At 72.2% G+C, this 14569-nt stretch carries 16 protein-coding genes and 2 pseudogenes; 9 read left to right on the top strand and 9 right to left on the bottom strand.

Going from position 1 to position 14569, the window contains the following annotated elements; all coding sequences use genetic code 11:
* Nucleotides 1–24: 24 nt before the first annotated feature.
* The 5 genes from AB0J74_RS09995 to AB0J74_RS09975 are packed head-to-tail and all read left to right on the top strand — an operon-like array spanning nucleotide 25 to nucleotide 3919.
* Entirely contained in the window at nucleotides 25–684 is a 660-nt protein-coding gene (locus tag AB0J74_RS09995; RefSeq protein WP_363446554.1) for a response regulator transcription factor, read from the top strand.
* Nucleotides 671–1729 carry a HAMP domain-containing sensor histidine kinase gene (locus AB0J74_RS09990; RefSeq protein ID WP_363446552.1) on the top strand — a complete coding sequence of 353 codons (1059 nt, stop codon included), beginning with the start codon at nucleotides 671–673 and terminating at the stop codon, nucleotides 1727–1729. Before AB0J74_RS09995 ends, AB0J74_RS09990 begins: the two co-directional genes overlap by 14 nt.
* 32 nt (nucleotides 1730–1761) lie before the next feature.
* Nucleotides 1762–2460 carry a hypothetical protein gene (locus AB0J74_RS09985; RefSeq protein WP_363446550.1) on the top strand — a complete coding sequence of 233 codons (699 nt, stop codon included), beginning with the start codon at nucleotides 1762–1764 and terminating at the stop codon, nucleotides 2458–2460.
* On the top strand, nucleotides 2457–2795 hold the full coding sequence (locus tag AB0J74_RS09980) for a transcriptional regulator (RefSeq protein WP_363446548.1): 339 nt from the start codon (nucleotides 2457–2459) through the stop codon (nucleotides 2793–2795). The genes AB0J74_RS09985 and AB0J74_RS09980 overlap by 4 nt, the downstream gene beginning before the upstream one ends.
* Entirely contained in the window at nucleotides 2792–3919 is a 1128-nt protein-coding gene (locus AB0J74_RS09975) for an acetylhydrolase (RefSeq protein ID WP_363446546.1), read from the top strand. Before AB0J74_RS09980 ends, AB0J74_RS09975 begins: the two co-directional genes overlap by 4 nt.
* On the opposite strand, the gene dhaK is transcribed toward AB0J74_RS09975, so the two are convergent.
* From dhaK to AB0J74_RS09950, 5 genes are all read right to left on the bottom strand, one after another.
* The gene (gene dhaK / locus AB0J74_RS09970; RefSeq protein ID WP_363446545.1) at nucleotides 3916–4911 is read right to left on the bottom strand and encodes a dihydroxyacetone kinase subunit DhaK; all 996 of its coding nucleotides are present in this window, start codon (nucleotides 4909–4911) and stop codon (nucleotides 3916–3918) included. The genes AB0J74_RS09975 and dhaK overlap by 4 nt on opposite strands.
* 12 nt (nucleotides 4912–4923) lie before the next feature.
* Nucleotides 4924–5565 (bottom strand): dihydroxyacetone kinase subunit DhaL, encoded by a 642-nt coding sequence (gene dhaL, locus AB0J74_RS09965; RefSeq protein ID WP_363446544.1) that lies wholly within the window; start codon nucleotides 5563–5565, stop codon nucleotides 4924–4926.
* Nucleotides 5565–6344, bottom strand: coding sequence for an HAD-IA family hydrolase (locus AB0J74_RS09960; protein WP_363446543.1), 780 nt, complete (start codon nucleotides 6342–6344; stop codon nucleotides 5565–5567). The genes dhaL and AB0J74_RS09960 overlap by 1 nt, the downstream gene beginning before the upstream one ends.
* On the bottom strand, nucleotides 6341–7201 hold the full coding sequence (locus tag AB0J74_RS09955) for a class II fructose-bisphosphate aldolase (protein ID WP_363446541.1): 861 nt from the start codon (nucleotides 7199–7201) through the stop codon (nucleotides 6341–6343). The genes AB0J74_RS09960 and AB0J74_RS09955 overlap by 4 nt, the downstream gene beginning before the upstream one ends.
* 71 nt (nucleotides 7202–7272) lie before the next feature.
* Entirely contained in the window at nucleotides 7273–9012 is a 1740-nt protein-coding gene (locus tag AB0J74_RS09950; protein ID WP_363446539.1) for a GAF domain-containing protein, read from the bottom strand.
* Nucleotides 9013–9195: 183 nt separating this feature from the next.
* Between AB0J74_RS09950 and AB0J74_RS09945 the strand changes: the two genes are divergently transcribed.
* The gene (locus tag AB0J74_RS09945; protein ID WP_363446537.1) at nucleotides 9196–9669 is read left to right on the top strand and encodes a carboxymuconolactone decarboxylase family protein; all 474 of its coding nucleotides are present in this window, start codon (nucleotides 9196–9198) and stop codon (nucleotides 9667–9669) included.
* 52 nt (nucleotides 9670–9721) lie between these two features.
* On the top strand, nucleotides 9722–10228 hold the full coding sequence (locus AB0J74_RS09940) for a TIGR03086 family metal-binding protein (protein ID WP_363446535.1): 507 nt from the start codon (nucleotides 9722–9724) through the stop codon (nucleotides 10226–10228).
* Between the two features lie 13 nt (nucleotides 10229–10241).
* On the opposite strand, the gene AB0J74_RS09935 is transcribed toward AB0J74_RS09940, so the two are convergent.
* Nucleotides 10242–10682, bottom strand: a complete 441-nt coding sequence (locus tag AB0J74_RS09935; protein WP_363446533.1) for a nitroreductase family deazaflavin-dependent oxidoreductase — start codon at nucleotides 10680–10682, stop codon at nucleotides 10242–10244.
* 62 nt (nucleotides 10683–10744) lie between these two features.
* Here AB0J74_RS09935 and AB0J74_RS09930 point away from each other — a divergent pair, with 62 nt between their 5' ends.
* Nucleotides 10745–11341 carry a TetR/AcrR family transcriptional regulator gene (locus tag AB0J74_RS09930; RefSeq protein WP_363446531.1) on the top strand — a complete coding sequence of 199 codons (597 nt, stop codon included), beginning with the start codon at nucleotides 10745–10747 and terminating at the stop codon, nucleotides 11339–11341.
* Here AB0J74_RS09930 and AB0J74_RS09925 read toward each other — a convergent pair.
* Entirely contained in the window at nucleotides 11298–11786 is a 489-nt protein-coding gene (locus AB0J74_RS09925) for a hypothetical protein (protein WP_363446529.1), read from the bottom strand. The genes AB0J74_RS09930 and AB0J74_RS09925 overlap by 44 nt on opposite strands.
* Nucleotides 11779–12996: pseudogene (locus AB0J74_RS09920) on the bottom strand (molybdopterin-dependent oxidoreductase); the annotation flags it as partial. The gene AB0J74_RS09925 and the pseudogene AB0J74_RS09920, both read right to left, overlap by 8 nt.
* Nucleotides 12997–13162: 166 nt before the next feature.
* Between AB0J74_RS09920 and AB0J74_RS09915 the strand changes: the two are divergent.
* A complete protein-coding gene (locus AB0J74_RS09915) occupies nucleotides 13163–14218 on the top strand; it encodes an NAD-dependent epimerase/dehydratase family protein (RefSeq protein WP_363446527.1) in 1056 nt (351 codons plus the stop codon).
* Between the two features lie 46 nt (nucleotides 14219–14264).
* On the opposite strand, the pseudogene AB0J74_RS09910 reads toward AB0J74_RS09915, so the two are convergent.
* Nucleotides 14265–14569 (bottom strand): annotated as a pseudogene (locus AB0J74_RS09910) (hypothetical protein); the annotation flags it as partial.

Here is a 14569-nt window from a genome sequence, read left to right as displayed (position 1 = left end):
CCTGGGCGCTGGCATGCTGAGCCGATGCGGGTGCTCGTCGTCGAGGATCACGAACTGCTCGCCCAGACGATCGGGGCCGGGTTGCGCCGCGCGGGCATCGCCGTCGACGTGGTCACCGACGGCGGCGCGGCGCTGGAACGGCTCGACGTGACGCCGTACGACGTGCTGGTCCTCGATCGTGACCTGCCGACCGTTTCCGGCGACGAGGTGTGCCGGCAGGTCGCCGCCCGCGGGCTGGCCGCCCGGGTCCTGATGCTGACCGCGGCCGGCACGCTCGCGGAGCGCGTACACGGTCTGGATCTCGGTGCCGACGACTATCTGACCAAGCCGTTCGACTTTCCCGAACTCCTCGCCCGGGTGCGGGCGCTCGGCCGGCGATCCGTGCCGCCGGTGCCGCCCGTGCTGCGCTGCGCGGACGTGGAACTCGACCCGGCCCGGCGCACCGTGACCCGCGGCGGCCGACCGGTGGCCCTGACCCCCAAGGAGTTCGCGGTGCTGGCACACCTGTTGGCGCGGCCCGGTCTGGTGGTGTCGGCCGAGGAACTGCTCGACCACGTCTGGGACGAGGCCGCCAACCCGTTCACCACCACGGTCAAGACCACGCTCGGCCGGCTGCGGGCCAAGCTCGGCGAGCCATCGATCATCACGACCGTACGCGAGGGCGGCTACCGTGCCGGCGACTGAGCGGCCGCGGCTGCGAACCCGGCTCGCGGTGGTCTACGCGTCGGCAACGGTCGTGTTGGGCGCGGTGCCGGTGGCGGTCGCGGGGTTCGGCGCCTGGACCGGCGGGTCCACCCAGGCGGTTGGTGCGGCCGGTGGCACGGGCACGGCCAGCAACACCGGGCAGGTGCTGCTGGCCGTCGCCGCGGGGCTGATCGTGGTCGCGTTGGTGGCCGCGCCGGTCGGCTGGGCGCTCGCCGGGCGGGCGTTGCGGCCGTTGCGGGAGCTGACGTCGGCGGCCGAGGGCGCGACCCCCGACCGGCTGCCCGAGCACGGCGAACTCGGGCGCTACGCGGAGTTCGCCGACCTGTCCGCCACGCTGGCCGGGCTCTACGAACGGCTGGACGCCGCCTACGCCGCACAACGGCGGTTCGTGGCCGACGCGTCGCACGAACTGCGTACCCCGTTGACCGTCCAACGGACGCTGATCCAGGTCACCCTGGCCGACCCGGACGCCGACGTGGCGTCGTTCCGAGCCGGGTATGCGGACCTGCTGGCTCTCGGCGAACAGCAGGAACGGCTGGTCGCCGCGCTGCTGGCGCTGGCACGGGGCGAACAGGGCCCGCTGGCCGGCGAACCGGTCGACCTGGCGGCGCTCGTGGCCGGCGCCGATACCCCGAGCATCGTCCGCACCGATCTCCAACCGGCGGTCGTGCCCCGCGCCGATCCGACGTTGCTGGCCAGCCTGGTCGACAACCTGATCGACAACGCGGTCCGCTACAACGTCGAGGGCGGCCGGGTCGACGTCTCGACCCGCACGCGCGGCGAGCGGGCCGTGCTGACGATCAGCAACACCGGTCCGGTCGTGCCGGCGGACGCCGTCGAGCTGATCGTGCGACCGTTCCAGCGCCTCGGACCGGCCCGGGCGCACCGCGGCGGCGGCAGCGGCCTGGGTCTGGCCATCGTGCGGGCCATCGCCGAGAGCCACGCCGCCGACCTGCGCCTGCTGCCCAACCCGGGCGGCGGCCTCACCGTCACCGTCGATTTTCCCGTCCCAAGTTGGTACTAGCGCCAATTGGTTTGTTATGGAAACCTGTTGGCATGACCACTGATTCGGTACACGCCGGTGGCGACCCCCACCGGCTGCTGTCGGAGGTGCGCGCCCTGGCTCACCGGGTGCGCCTTGACCAGCGGGTGACCTGGGTCGCGCTGCTGGTGCTGGCTGTGGTGTCGTTCGCGTCGATCCCAGCCCATTGGTATTCGCTGCACAGCGACTGCGCGCAGGCGTTCACCGACGGCGCCGACGCGTGCCGCGTTCGGGGTCTCGATCGGGGGCTCTACTGGCTTCCGGCGCTGTTGCTGGCCTACACCGGCATCGCCATGTACGCCGTGCGCGTCACCCGCGCCCGCGGCCTGGGCGCCCGGGTGCTGCCCTACGTGCTCACCGGCGTCGGCCTGGCCGTGCTGTCCGCGGTCGCGTGGCTGTCGGTCTACATCTACTGGAGCTACCACCAACCGCCGACCGAGCCGTTGCCGTCCTGGGTGATGCTGCTCGACCGGCTGATCGCGCCGGAAGGCACGATCGGGGTGGCGTTGCTGGTCCTGGCCTGGCTCGAGCGCCACGTCGCGCTGCTCGTCTTCACCCTCGGCTACCTGGTGTTCGTCCTGGTCCCGATCAACTTCGGCTGGGGCGCCAAGTGGGGAGCCGAGACAGCGTTCATGCCGCAGCACGTGATCAACGGGGGCGTGCTGCTGCTCGGGGCGGTTTGTTTCGGCCTTGCCCGCCGGTGGCAACGGTGACCCACCCCGACCCCGCCCACCCGGTCACCGGCCTCGACGACGTGGTGCACCAGCGGGTCCGGCTGGGGATCCTGACGATCGCACACGAGGCCCGCCGGGTCGAGTTCGGCTACCTGCGCACCCAGTTGCGACTGACCGCCGGCAACCTCTCCCAGCACCTCGCCGTGCTCGAAAACGCCGACCTGGTGGCCGTGGAAAAGGGCTACGAGGGCAAGCGCGGCCGCACCTGGGTCACGCTGACGCCCGCCGGCAACACCGCACTGGCCGAGGAGATCGGGCGGCTGAAGCTGCTCATCGAGCGGGTCGAGACCACCGACACCCAGGAGGACCGATGACCGCCGCCCTGACCCGCCGGCGCCTGCTGGTGACCGCGCTGGCGACCGGCATCGCCGTGCCACTCGGCGGCGCCGGCCGCGCGTCGGCCGCACCGGCCCGGCTCACGCTGCCCCGACCAACCGGGCCGCACCGGATCGGGATCGTCGACCTGCACCTCGTCGACCGGTCCCGACCCGATCCGGTCGCCGGGCCGGGCCACCACCGCGAACTGATGGCCAGTGTCTGGTATCCGGCCACCCACGACGCCCGCCGCCACCCGGTGGCGGAATGGATGCCCGAGGCCCCGTTGCGCGCGCTGCTCGAGTCGGCCGGCTTCGACCCCGACGTCGCGGCCGCCCCGCTCACGGCGGGCCACGTGGGAGCGCCCGCGCTCCCCGGCCGGCGGCCGGTGGTCGTGTTCTCGCACGGTGCCGGCGGGCACCGCTCCGAGGCCAGCGTCGTGGTCCAGGGACTGGCCAGCCACGGCTACGTCGTGGTCACGGTCGACCACACCTACGACGCGTTCGTCGAGTTCCCCGACGGCCGGCTGGCCGTCGACCGCGACGACGTGCCGTTCACCCCCTGGGACTCCACACAGGACATCCGGTTCGTGCTCGACCGCGTCGCGGACCTGGCCGCCGGCCGCAACCCGGACGCGGAGCGCCGTCGGCTGCCGGCCGGGTTGGGCGCGACACTGGACCCGGGCCGGATCGGCATGTTCGGCTGGTCGAAGGGCGCGACCGCCACCGCCCTGGTGATGAACGTCGACCGGCGGGTCCGGGCCGGGCTCAGCCTCGACGGCCCGATGGAGTCGCAACCGCGGCCGGCCGCGACCGACCGGCCGTTCATGCTGATGACCGCCGAGTTCAACCGGACGGGCGCGGAGGCCGTCGCGGAGTTCTGGTCGCTGCTGCGGGGCTGGCGGCTTAACGTGCAGGCCGACGGTGCCGTTCATTCGTCCTATGTCGACCATCAATGGCTGCTGCCGCAGATCGGCGTGCACGACGGCCTCGACCCCGCCCGCGCGGTGCGGATCCAGCAGGCCTACCCACTCGCCTTCTTCGACCTGCACCTGCGCCGCCGCCGGGGCCGCCTGCTCGACGGCCCGACCGCGGCGTTCCCGGAAGTGCGCTTCGTGCCCTAGAAGGTGCGGATCGCCGTTTCGGCCGGCGCGGCCAGCCCTTCGACGATCTCGTCGTCGAGCTTGACCAGGGTCAGCGACGCGCCGGCCATGTCGAGCGAGGTGCAGTACTCGCCGACGTAGTTGCGCTGTACGTGCATGCCGCGGGCCTCGAGCTGCTCGTGGGCGTGACCGTAGAGCAGGTAGAGCTCGCTGATCGGCGTGCCGCCCAGGCCGTTGATCATGAGGGCGACGTTGTCACCCTTCTGGTAGGGCAGGTCCGGCACGACCGCCTCGAGCAGCTCGTCGACGATCTCGTTGGCGTTGTGCAGCTTCTCGCGGCGGCGGCCGGGCTCCCCGTGGATGCCGACGCCCATCTCCATCTCGTCGTCGCCCAGTTCGAACAGCGGCGAACCCTTCGCGGGCGGCGTGCACGAGGTCAGCGCCATGCCCATCGTGCGGGTGACGGAGTTGACCTTGTTGCCGAGTCGTACCAGCTCGTCGATGTCGGCGCCCTGCTCGGCGGCCGCGCCGACCACCTTCATCACGAAGAAGTTCCCCGCGACACCGCGCCGGCCGACGGTGTACGTGGAGTCGGACACCGCGACGTCGTCGTCGACCAGAACCGTCTCGATCCGTACACCTTCCGCTTCGGCCATCTCCTTGCCCATGTCGAAGGCCATCCGGTCACCGGTGTAGTTGTTGATCAGATGCAGCACGCCCTTCGGCGAGGCGAGCATCTTGCTGGACTCCAGCACGTAGTCCATCGGCGGCGCGGAGAACACGTCGCCGGGGCAGGCGGCGTCGAGCATGCCCTTGCCGACGCTCATCACGTGTGCGGGCTCGTGGCCGGAGCCGGAGCCCTGGATGATCGAGACCTTGTCGTCGTTGGGTGCGTCGGCCCGCATGATCAGGTTGTAGTCGGGCACGTAGCGAAGCGTGTCCGGGTTGGCCAACGCGATGCCCGTGAGCATCTCGGCGACATACTGGTTCGGGTCGTTGACGAACTTCTTCATAGCGGTTCCCTTTCAGGATGCGGCGGGCCACTTCTCGGCCAGGGCTTCAAGGTTCACGGCGACGGCGACGGCTCCCGGGTCGACGCTGCCGATGCTGCGCTCGCCGGTGTAGGCGGCCCGGCCGCGGCGGGCCTCGAGCTTGGCCGTCTCGTCGGCGCTGGCCCGGGCCACGGTCGCGGCGGCCCGCACCGTGGTCGGCCCGTCGCTGCCGAGGCCGATCTGGCGCTCGATCTCGTCGGTGGCCGGCACGAGCGCGTCGAGCAGGGTCTTGTCGCCGAGGCTGGCGTTGCCGCGGGCCTTGATGCCCTCGATCGCCGCGCGCAGCATCGCGACCGCGGTGGCACCGTCCAGTTCGGACTTTCCGGTGGCGGCGGTCGCGGCGCGCAGGAAGGCCGTGCCCCACAACGGCCCGGAGGTGCCCCCGATCCGGCTGGTGATGACGACCGCGACCTTGCGCAGGAAGGTGGCGGCGTCGGTGCGGTCGAAGCTGTCCCAGTCGCGGATGACGAGTTCGAAGCCGCGGGCGAGCGAATAGCCGAAGTCCCCGTCACCGACGACGGCGTCGAGGTCGCCGAAGTACTTCTCGTTGGCGATGGCGGTGTCCGCGATCGTCCGCACCACGAACTCCACGGCGGGCAGCGGTTTGTCGGTCATCAGGTGTCCCTTTCGACGCAGACGGCCGCGAGGTCGGCCAGCGTGACGTAGTCGCCGGGGGTCGCCCGGCTGTCGTTGGCGAGCACCGTGATCGGGTCGGCGCCGGGCTCGCCGAGCGAGTCGACGACGAACGCCGCGCCGGTGAAGTCCTCGTCGGCGGTGTAGCCGTTGACCGTGACGACGCAGGCGATCCCGGCACCGCGGGCGGCGGCCAGGCCGTTGCCGGAGTCCTCGACCACGACGGCCACGTCCGGCCCGACTCCGAGGCGGTCGAGGGCGAGCAGGTAGATGTCGGGGGCCGGCTTCTTCTTCGGCACGATGTCGCCGGCCAGCACCGTGAAGTCGCGCGCCCGCCGCGGGCCCACCGCGTGTTCCAGCACCGCGCGCACCGACGGTTCGGCCGAGGTCGAGGCGACCGCCAGCAACCAGTCGGCGGCGTACGCCTCCTCGGTGATTCTCGCGATTCCGGGCCGGGGCGGCAGCTTGCCCGCGGCGACCATGGCGGTGTAGATCTCGGTCTTCCGGCGGTGCCAGGCGGCGACGGCCTCGGCCTGTTTCTCCGGGTCGCTCGGCAGACCGGCGGCCGCGACGAACTCCGGCGTCAACAGGCTGCGCATGCGCTCCTTGCCGCCGCCGATCGCCAGCTTGCGGCCGTACTCCTCCTCGGTCCACCGCACCGGCAGGCCGAACTCCTCGAAGGTCTGGTTGAACGCGGGCAGGTGGCCGTGGCGTTCGGTGTCGGCCAGGACACCGTCGCAGTCGAAGATGAGCGCGGTCACCAGGCCCGCCCCGCGCTGCCGAAGCGGTCGACATAGCCGGCGGCCATCGCGGTGACGTCGGCGCTGACGTGCCTGAACAGCGACGGTGGGTCCCACTTGCCGCGCTCTTCGGTCTCGCGCAGGAAAGCCAGGTTCGACTGCATGTAGGTGACCTTGAGCGCGGTGGACACGTTGACCTTCGCGCAGCCCCGCGCGATCAGGTCGGTGAACTGCTCGTCGGTCAGGCCGGTGCCACCGTGCAGCGCGATCGGGATGCCGGTGGCCGCGACGATGTCGCTGACCCGCTGCCCGTCGAGCTGCGGCGTGGCCGAGTAGACGCCGTGCGCGTTGCCGATCGACGGCGCGAACACGTCCACGCCGGAGGTCTCCACGAAATGCACCGAGACCTCCAGCGACTCGCGCTTGGACGCCTCGTCGCTGCCGATGTCGTCTTCGACACCCTTGATGGCCTCGATCTCGCCCTCGACGTGGGCGCCGTGCGTGCGGGCCTCGGCGACCACCTCGATCGTCTGCCGCAGGTTCTCCTCCACCGGCATGGTCGAGGCGTCGAACAGCACCGAGTTCCAGCCCTTGTCGAGACACTCGGTGATCACGGCGCGCTCCGGGCAGTGGTCGAGGTGCAGGCACACCGGCACCTCGATGCCGGCGGTCATCGCCCGCCACATCGCGAACAGCACGTCGGAGCCGATGGACTTCACCGTCTTCACCGAGGTCTGCACGATGAGCGGTGAGCGCCGTTCGACCGCGCCGGCCAGCACACTCTCCAGCGTCAGGTCGTTGACGATGTTGATCGCCGGGACGCCGTACCCGTCGCGCTTGGCCCGATCGACGATCTCCTTGAGCGACACCACACCCATGAGACCGACGCTAGGAACCCGGCCACTACCGCGGCATCAGGGAAAACACCCGCACGGCATGGGTAAGGTCCCTACCGCACCGGCCGGCCGTGTGCGATCAACTCGGCGCGGCCCCGTGAACCGGTCTTCCGGAGCACGGCGCCGACGTGTTTCTCCACGGTCTTCACCGCGATCGACAGCCGGGCGGCGATCATCTTGTCGGACAGCCCCTGACAGACCAGCGCGTGCACCTCGAGTTCCCGGGCGGTCAGGCCGGCCGGGTTGGCGTCGCTGGTCAGCCGGCCCACCCACACCCCACTGTCCGGCACCAGCGACTCGCCCCGCGAGGCGGCCACCACCGCCCTGGCCAGGGTCGGCCCGTCGGCGGTGGTCTCGACGCAGCCCTGCGCCCCGGCGAGCAGCGCCTCGGCGACCGCGTGATGATCGCCCGAGACGCACATGGCCACGGCGGTGGTGCCGGCCTCGGCTCCCGTCGCGATCACCCGGCTGACCAGGTCGGCCTGGTCGGGCAGATCCGGGCCGAGCACCACGACCGCGGGCCGCAGGGAGGCCGTCGCCGCGAGCGCGTCGTCGGCGCCGGCGGCCTCGCCGACCACGGCCAGAGTCTCGCCCGACCAGGCCAGCAGGCGGGATATCCCGGCGCGCATGAGCGGGCTGGCCGCCGCCACCAGCACGTCGAGGCGCTCCAGGTCGGCACTCTCGGCCCGCTGGTAGGGAAACCAGGCCCGCACGCTCGTACCCCAGCCGGGCACCGACTCGACGGTGGCCGAACCACCGACGCTGCTCGACAACTCGGCCATCCGGCGCAGCCCGACCCCGGCACGCTGGTCGTCGGGGTCGACTTCGAAACCCTGACCGTCATCCTGTACGAGCAACGCCAGCGCGGCCGAGTTGTAGACCAGCCCCAGCCGGATCGTCGACGCGCCGGAATGCCGGACGATGTTGGAGACGGCCTCCTGCGCGACGCTCAACACGTGCTCGGCCAGCGCCCGGCCCAGCGGCACCGGCGCTCCGGCGACCACCAGCCGCACGTTGGCGCCGCGGGCCCGTTGTGCCCAACCGAGTTCGGCGCGCAACGCCTCGTCCAGCGACCGGTCCTCCAGCGGCGAGTGGCCGACCGCGCCGAGCGACTCGCGTACCGCCGCCATGGTGTTCTCCGCCTCCGCCCGGGCGCGCCGAAGGTATCCGGTGACCGTGGCCGGCGCGAACCTCTCCGCTCGGTCGAGTTCGGCGACCAGGTCGACCAGGCCCTTGTCGAGCAGCCCCTGCACCTCGACGAGGAGGCGCTCGCGTTCGGCACCGGCGGCCTGCAGGCGGGCCCGCTCCTCGGCGGCCTCGTGCGAGTTGGCGTTGACCAGAGCCACGGCGGCGTGCCGGGCGAACACCCGGAGCAGGTCGGCGTCGCCAGCGGTGAACACCCGTCGCTCGTCGCGGCTGAACACGACGCAGGCGCCGATCATCCGGCCCCGCCATTCGATCGGCACCCCGATCACCGCGCGCAGCGCGGTCCGGTCGGCTTCGCCGAGGTGGCCGCCGGCCACGTCGTCGTACCGGTCGAACCAGACCGGCCCGCGCCGCCGCACGACCTCGCCGGTCATCCCGTCGGCCAGCGGGAACACCCGGCCGCTCTGGCATTTGACGCCGATCTCGGCTTCCTTGCGATAGGTGCCGGCGGCCTCGTCGACGCTGGAGATGGAACCGGCGTCGCAACCCAGCAACCCGGTCCCGCACCGCAGGATGCGCTCCAGCAACGGCCGCAACGACAGTTCGCCGGCGAACTCTTCGGCAACTCCCTCGAGGCCGGCCATCATGCCTCTCCGGTAACGATCAGCACTCTGGTCACGGCTTACCTCCAGCCGACTCGGTCCCGGCACTTCGATCGTCTTCCCGGACCTCGCCGGGTTCAACCGAAACAGCGCATCCCGCGTGTCCCCCGCAGCCGTCCCCGTTCGTCGCCCAGGTGTAAGCATCGCCAACGGCACAGGAGTGGAACCATGGATGCTCGCTTGAACCTCTTCAGCAACCCGGTCGCCGGCAAGTTCCTCAAGTACGTCGTCTCCGCCGGCAAGGCCATCGCGGACTCGACCCTGCCGGCGTCGACCCGGGAACTGGTGCTGCTGCGCGCGAGCCAGATCAACGGCTGCAGCGTCTGCGTCGACATGCACACGAAGGACGCCGCCGCGGCCGGCGAGACCCCGCTGCGCCTGCACCTGGTCGCCGCCTGGCGCGAGGCCACGGTGTTCACCGAGGCCGAGCGTGCCGCCCTCGAACTCGCGGAGCAGGGCACCCGGACCGCCGACGGTAACGGCGGCGTGCCCGACGAGGTGTGGGCGAACGCCGCCAAGCACTACGACGAAGACCAGCTCGCCGGCCTGGTGGGCACGATCGCCATCATCAACGCCTTCAACCGGATCAACATCATCACCCAGCAGCCGGCCGGCGACTACGTGCCCGGGATGTTCGGCTGAACACGGGTTCGGGTCCCGGGCCTGGTCGGCCCGGGGCCCTACCATCACCGTCATGCTCGTTTCCGTGCTGGGCAAGACGACCGCCCTGATCGAGGGGGTTCGCCCGGAGCAGCGCACGCTGCCCACGCCGTGCCCGGACCTCGACGTGGCGGCGCTGACCGATCACCTGGTCGGCTGGCTGCTCGCGTTCGCGGCCCGGGCCGCGGCCGAGGAGCCCGCGGTCGACCCCAACGCCTACCGGTGCGGGGCCGACCCGGCCGGCGAGTTCGCCGCCGCGAGCCGCCGGGCGGTCGCCGCCGCGCCCGACCCGAAGCTGCTCGGAATGATGCTGATCGAGTACGTCGGGCACGGTTGGGACCTCGCGGTCGCGACCGGGCAACCGGTCCCCTACACCGACGCCGAGGCGCAGGCGGCCCTCGACGCGGCCCGCGGGATGTTGCGGCCCGCCTACCGGGGCCCGGGAAAGACCTTCGGGTACGAGGTCGAGGTGGGCGCCGGCGCGTCCACCGTGGAGCGGCTGGTCGCGTTCATCGGCCGGGACCCGGTGGCCGCCCGCTAGCGTCCTGCCGACGTCAGGCCGGCCGCAGGCGCACCACCGCGACGCCGCGCGCCAAGGCGGCGCGCAGGTCGTCCCGGTCGGGAGTGCCGTCGGCATCGTGCCGGATCTGCGCGTAGCGCCCGTGCACCGGATTCCGGGCCAGGATCGTGCGGTAGAGCGACGCCGCCGTCTTCTCGTCGGTGACCACCTCGGCGGTCATCGTGCGCCGCCGCCGCGCCACGGTGACCTCCACCCGCTGCCCGCGCCGCAGGTTGCGCCGCCAGCGCCCACCGGTGCCGACCAGCAACTCCCCGTCGCCCCGCACGTAGCCGACCGGGAAGCGGTAGCGGTGACCGGAACGCCGGCCGACCACGTCGATCACCAGCACCCGGCCGCTGACCGCCCGGTGCAGCAAGGGTGTGGCCAGCACCGCACGCATCACCGCGTTGAGCGCGGCCTGGGTCCGCTTCGACATGAGCAGTTCTCCAATCAACTGATTGATTGGAGAGTACGCCCCGAACCGGGTACGGTCGCAAGGTGCGAGCCGGAACCGATGCCAGGCGGGCCGAAATCGTCGACGCGGCCTACCGCTGCGTGGCCGAGAACGGCCTACCCGGCCTGCGCATGCGCGACGTGGCCGCGGCGGCCGGCGTCAACATCGCCACCGTGCACTACCACCTGACCAGCAAGGAGGAACTCATCCGGGCGGTGGTCGAGCGCGCACACGAGTCGTTCGCGCGCAACGCCACTCCACCGCCCAGCACCGACCCACGCACCCGCGTGACGGCCCACCTGCGCCGGCTCTTCACCCTGCTGGAGCGCGACCCCCAACTGGGCCACGTGTTGACCGAACTGGCGCTGCAGGGCGAACGCGACCCCGTGGTGGCCGAGGTCGTGGCCGCATCCGAAGCCCGCTGGCGCACCACCCTCCAGGCAATGCTGGCCCCGATCCCGAAGCCGCGCGCCGCGGCCCTGGCCACCTTGATCATCCTGACCGTCAAGGGCGCCTGCCTACCGCCGCACGATCCGGCCGCTCTGCGCACCGCGCGCCGCGAACTGACCCGCCACCTGGCGGCGGAAGAATCAGACCTCAGCGCCGCCGCGCCAGCCGAACCGCCAGAACCAGGCCGCTGAGCAGGAAGAGCGCCCCACTGACCCAGAGCCAGCGAATGGCGTACGAAACCCGCTGCTCTCCGGTGGCGGCCGCGTAGGTCGCGTCGCCCAGGTTGAGAATGCCCGGCAGGAACACGAGAAAGAGCAGCGCGGCCCCCAACGCCGGCACCCGGATGTGGTTGAGAACGGCAACCCGGTCGGCCGCCACGGCCGCGCGACCCGGCCTGCCCTCCTCGTTCCCGAGGTCGGTTCGGGTCGCCCGACGCAACCGGCGGTCGACCGCGGCGTAGACCGGGAAGAGCACCAGGTCGTGTGCGATCGCCGCACCGACGAACCAGAGTGCCATTCGCCAGACGGTCGCCTCGCCGGAGACCAGGAACACCGCCCAGCCGGCGATGGTGAAGCAGCCCAGCAGGACCACCGCGTGTGGTGCGCCGGCGCCGTAGGCCGGGCGCCGCCTAACCATTGCCGCCGGGCCGGAAGTCGATGCTCGCCACCCACTTGGTGCAGTGCACGCCGGGCAGGGCCGGGACGATGACCCGGGCCGGGAAGCCATGATTCGCGGACAGGTCGGCACCGTTCACCCGCAGCGCCAGCAGCGAATCGTCGTCGGCGACCTGGTTCGACTGCAAGGTCGCCTGGCGGAACAAGCCGTTTCGCTCGAGGGAGGTGACATGGGCCGACGCCGGCTCCGGCACCCCGGCGAGCGTGGCGAGGTCGGCGAGGCGTACACCCGTCCAGGTCTGCATCGTCGACCAACCCTCGACGCAGGCGATCGGCAGCCGGGCCGTGTGTTGGGTCATCGCCAGCAGCGCGGCCCGGTCGAGCAGGACGCTGCGGCCACCGCCGGTCAGGGTCAGGCGCCACGCCGAGCCGGTCGACGCGGGCTGGATGCCGGCCGCCGCCGCGCTCCGGTTGACCTGGAAGCCGTTCGGGCCGTTGCCCGGGTTGCGGCCCCGCGGCAACAGCAGGGCGGTGCGGCGCAGCGGGCCGTCGATGCTCTGGCCGAAGGTCAACGCGGCCAGCAGGAGGGCGCCGCCGCCCACCAGCGCCAGCGCGCCGCGGCGGCCGACCGTCACCGGGCCGGGGCGCGACGCCACGAGGCCGTCGGGGTCGGGTGGTTCGGGCGTGGGGACCCGGCCCCGCCGCAGGGTCGCGATCAGGCGGGGCAGTTTCAGCGCCACGTGTGCGACGAACGCGCCGATGAACACCCACGCCCCGAAGTAGTGCGCGGTGTAGAAATCGAAGCCGAACAGGTACGCGTACTGGATGTCGAGCACGCCGGTCGCGATCTCGAACAGGATCCCGCCGACCAGCAGCACCAGCGACAGGCGCTCCAGGACCTGCGCCGCCGAGCGGGCCGGCGGCCACACGAACAGCCTGGGTATCACCGACCAGAGCTTGGCCAGCACCACCGGGATCAGCACGATGCCGAGGCCGACATGCAGCCCCTGGGTGAGCCGGAACAGCCACGCCGGCCGGGTCGGCCAGTCGAAGAGCGGAAGCCGCATCCAACTCACGTGCGTCGGGAACGCCTGCCCGAACCGCGGCCCGTAGGCGGCGTAGTCGAGCAACCCCGTGATGATCACCAGCGGCAGGGACAGCAACAGCATCAGGCCGAGGAACGAGGTGAGCCGCGGGCCGCGCAACGGGCTGCGCCAGCCGCGCCGGATCGCCTCGGCAACACCTGTGGGGCTCAGCACCGCGCGCCTCCCGCGAATTGGTCTCTGCCGGAGGCTAAACGCGCGCGGCCCGCCACGACCGCATTTGCGGCATTACCAAAGTGCTACGGGTTGACCGATCCGGCCTGCCAACCGGGCTCGGCTGCCTAACCTGACGACCATGCGGGTACTGGTCACCGGCGCGGCCGGGTTCGTCGGATCACACGTCGCCGATCTGCTCGCCGCCGGCGGGCACGAGGTCGTCGCCCTCGACGCGCTGCTGCCGCAGGCACACGGCGCGAACCCGGAAGACCCGCACGTCGTACGGGGAGACGTGCGCGACGCGGCCCTCCTCGCCCGCCTGCTGCCCGGCGTCGACGCGGTCTGCCACCAGGCGGCGATGGTCGGCCACGGCCTGGACCCGTCGGACGCACCGGACTATGCCAGCCACAACGACTACGGCACCGCGGTCCTGCTGGCCGCGATGCACCGGGCGGGCGTACACCGGTTGGTGTTGGCAAGCTCGATGGTGGTCTACGGCGAGGGCCGCTACCGCTGCGTCACCCACGGCGTGGTCCGGCCCGGCCCCCGAGCGGAGGAAGACCTGGCCGCCGGGCGCTTCGACCCGGCCTGCCCCCGCTGCGCCGCGCCCCTGACCTCGCTGCTGGTTCCCGAGGAAGCGCCGCTCGAGCCGCGCAGCACGTACGCGGCCACCAAGCTCGCACAGGAACACCTGGCCGGCGCCTGGGCCCGCCAAACCGGCAGCACTGTCTGGGCGCTGCGCTACCACAACGTCTACGGCCCACGGATGCCGCGCGACACCCCCTACGCCGGCGTCGCCGCCATCTTCCGCTCGGCCCTGGCCGCCGGCGAGCCGCCGCGGGTCCTCGAAGACGGGCGCCAACGGCGCGACTTCGTCCACGTCACCGACGTGGCCCGGGCCAACCTGCTGGCGCTGACGACCCCACCGCCGGCACCGCTGGTCCCGGTCAACATCTGCTCCGGCGAACCGCACACGGTCGGCGACCTGGCGACGGCGCTCGCCGCGGCGATGGCCGGGCCGGCACCCCTGGTGGTCGGCGGCGCCCGACCGGCCGACGTGCGGCACGTCGTCGCCGACCCGCAGCGGGCGCGAGAACTGCTCGGCTTCACGGCGCGGGTCCGGTTCGCCGACGGGGTCACGGCCTTCGCCGTCGACCCGCTGCGCGCGCCGGCCGCGGTCGGAACGCCGCGTTGACCTCGGGCTCCGGGCCGGCGCGCCAACGGATCCGCCGCGCGGTCGGTCAGGACACCGTCCACAGCAGGTGGTTGACGGCCATGGCGGTCAGGGCCTGGCCGGCCAGCCACCACCGGTGGTTCCGTGCCGGCAGCAATGCGACGGCCGGGAGCAGCCAGACCAGGAAGGGCAGCCAGATCCGCTCCACCTCGGCCTTGCTCAGCCCGGACAGGTCGCCCAGGGCGATCACCGTCGCCGCGGCCAGCGGTAGCAGCACCGCCGGAAGCGCCGCCCGGTCCCGGACGGCAGCCGGCGCAAGCGCATCCGCCGGCAGCGCCCGGAGACGCGGGGCAGACGGCGCCAGCACGTCCG

Source organism: Asanoa sp. NPDC049573 (assembly GCF_040676615.1).
Lineage (GTDB): Bacteria > Actinomycetota > Actinomycetes > Mycobacteriales > Micromonosporaceae > Asanoa.
The sequence above is the reverse complement of the archived record's forward strand: the minus strand, read 5'-3'. Positions and strand labels throughout refer to the sequence as shown.

Coding starts and splice junctions, on each gene's coding strand:
- dhaK (WP_363446545.1), bottom strand. CDS start 4,911: ATGAAGAAGTTCGTCAACGACCCGAACCAGTATGTCGCCGAGATGCTC.
- AB0J74_RS09975 (WP_363446546.1), top strand. CDS start 2,792: ATGACCGCCGCCCTGACCCGCCGGCGCCTGCTGGTGACCGCGCTGGCG.
- AB0J74_RS09950 (WP_363446539.1), bottom strand. CDS start 9,012: ATGATGGCCGGCCTCGAGGGAGTTGCCGAAGAGTTCGCCGGCGAACTG.
- AB0J74_RS09985 (WP_363446550.1), top strand. CDS start 1,762: ATGACCACTGATTCGGTACACGCCGGTGGCGACCCCCACCGGCTGCTG.
- AB0J74_RS09945 (WP_363446537.1), top strand. CDS start 9,196: ATGGATGCTCGCTTGAACCTCTTCAGCAACCCGGTCGCCGGCAAGTTC.
- dhaL (WP_363446544.1), bottom strand. CDS start 5,565: ATGACCGACAAACCGCTGCCCGCCGTGGAGTTCGTGGTGCGGACGATC.
- AB0J74_RS09925 (WP_363446529.1), bottom strand. CDS start 11,786: ATGGTTAGGCGGCGCCCGGCCTACGGCGCCGGCGCACCACACGCGGTG.
- AB0J74_RS09940 (WP_363446535.1), top strand. CDS start 9,722: ATGCTCGTTTCCGTGCTGGGCAAGACGACCGCCCTGATCGAGGGGGTT.
- AB0J74_RS09995 (WP_363446554.1), top strand. CDS start 25: ATGCGGGTGCTCGTCGTCGAGGATCACGAACTGCTCGCCCAGACGATC.
- AB0J74_RS09915 (WP_363446527.1), top strand. CDS start 13,163: ATGCGGGTACTGGTCACCGGCGCGGCCGGGTTCGTCGGATCACACGTC.
- AB0J74_RS09955 (WP_363446541.1), bottom strand. CDS start 7,201: ATGGGTGTGGTGTCGCTCAAGGAGATCGTCGATCGGGCCAAGCGCGAC.
- AB0J74_RS09935 (WP_363446533.1), bottom strand. CDS start 10,682: ATGTCGAAGCGGACCCAGGCCGCGCTCAACGCGGTGATGCGTGCGGTG.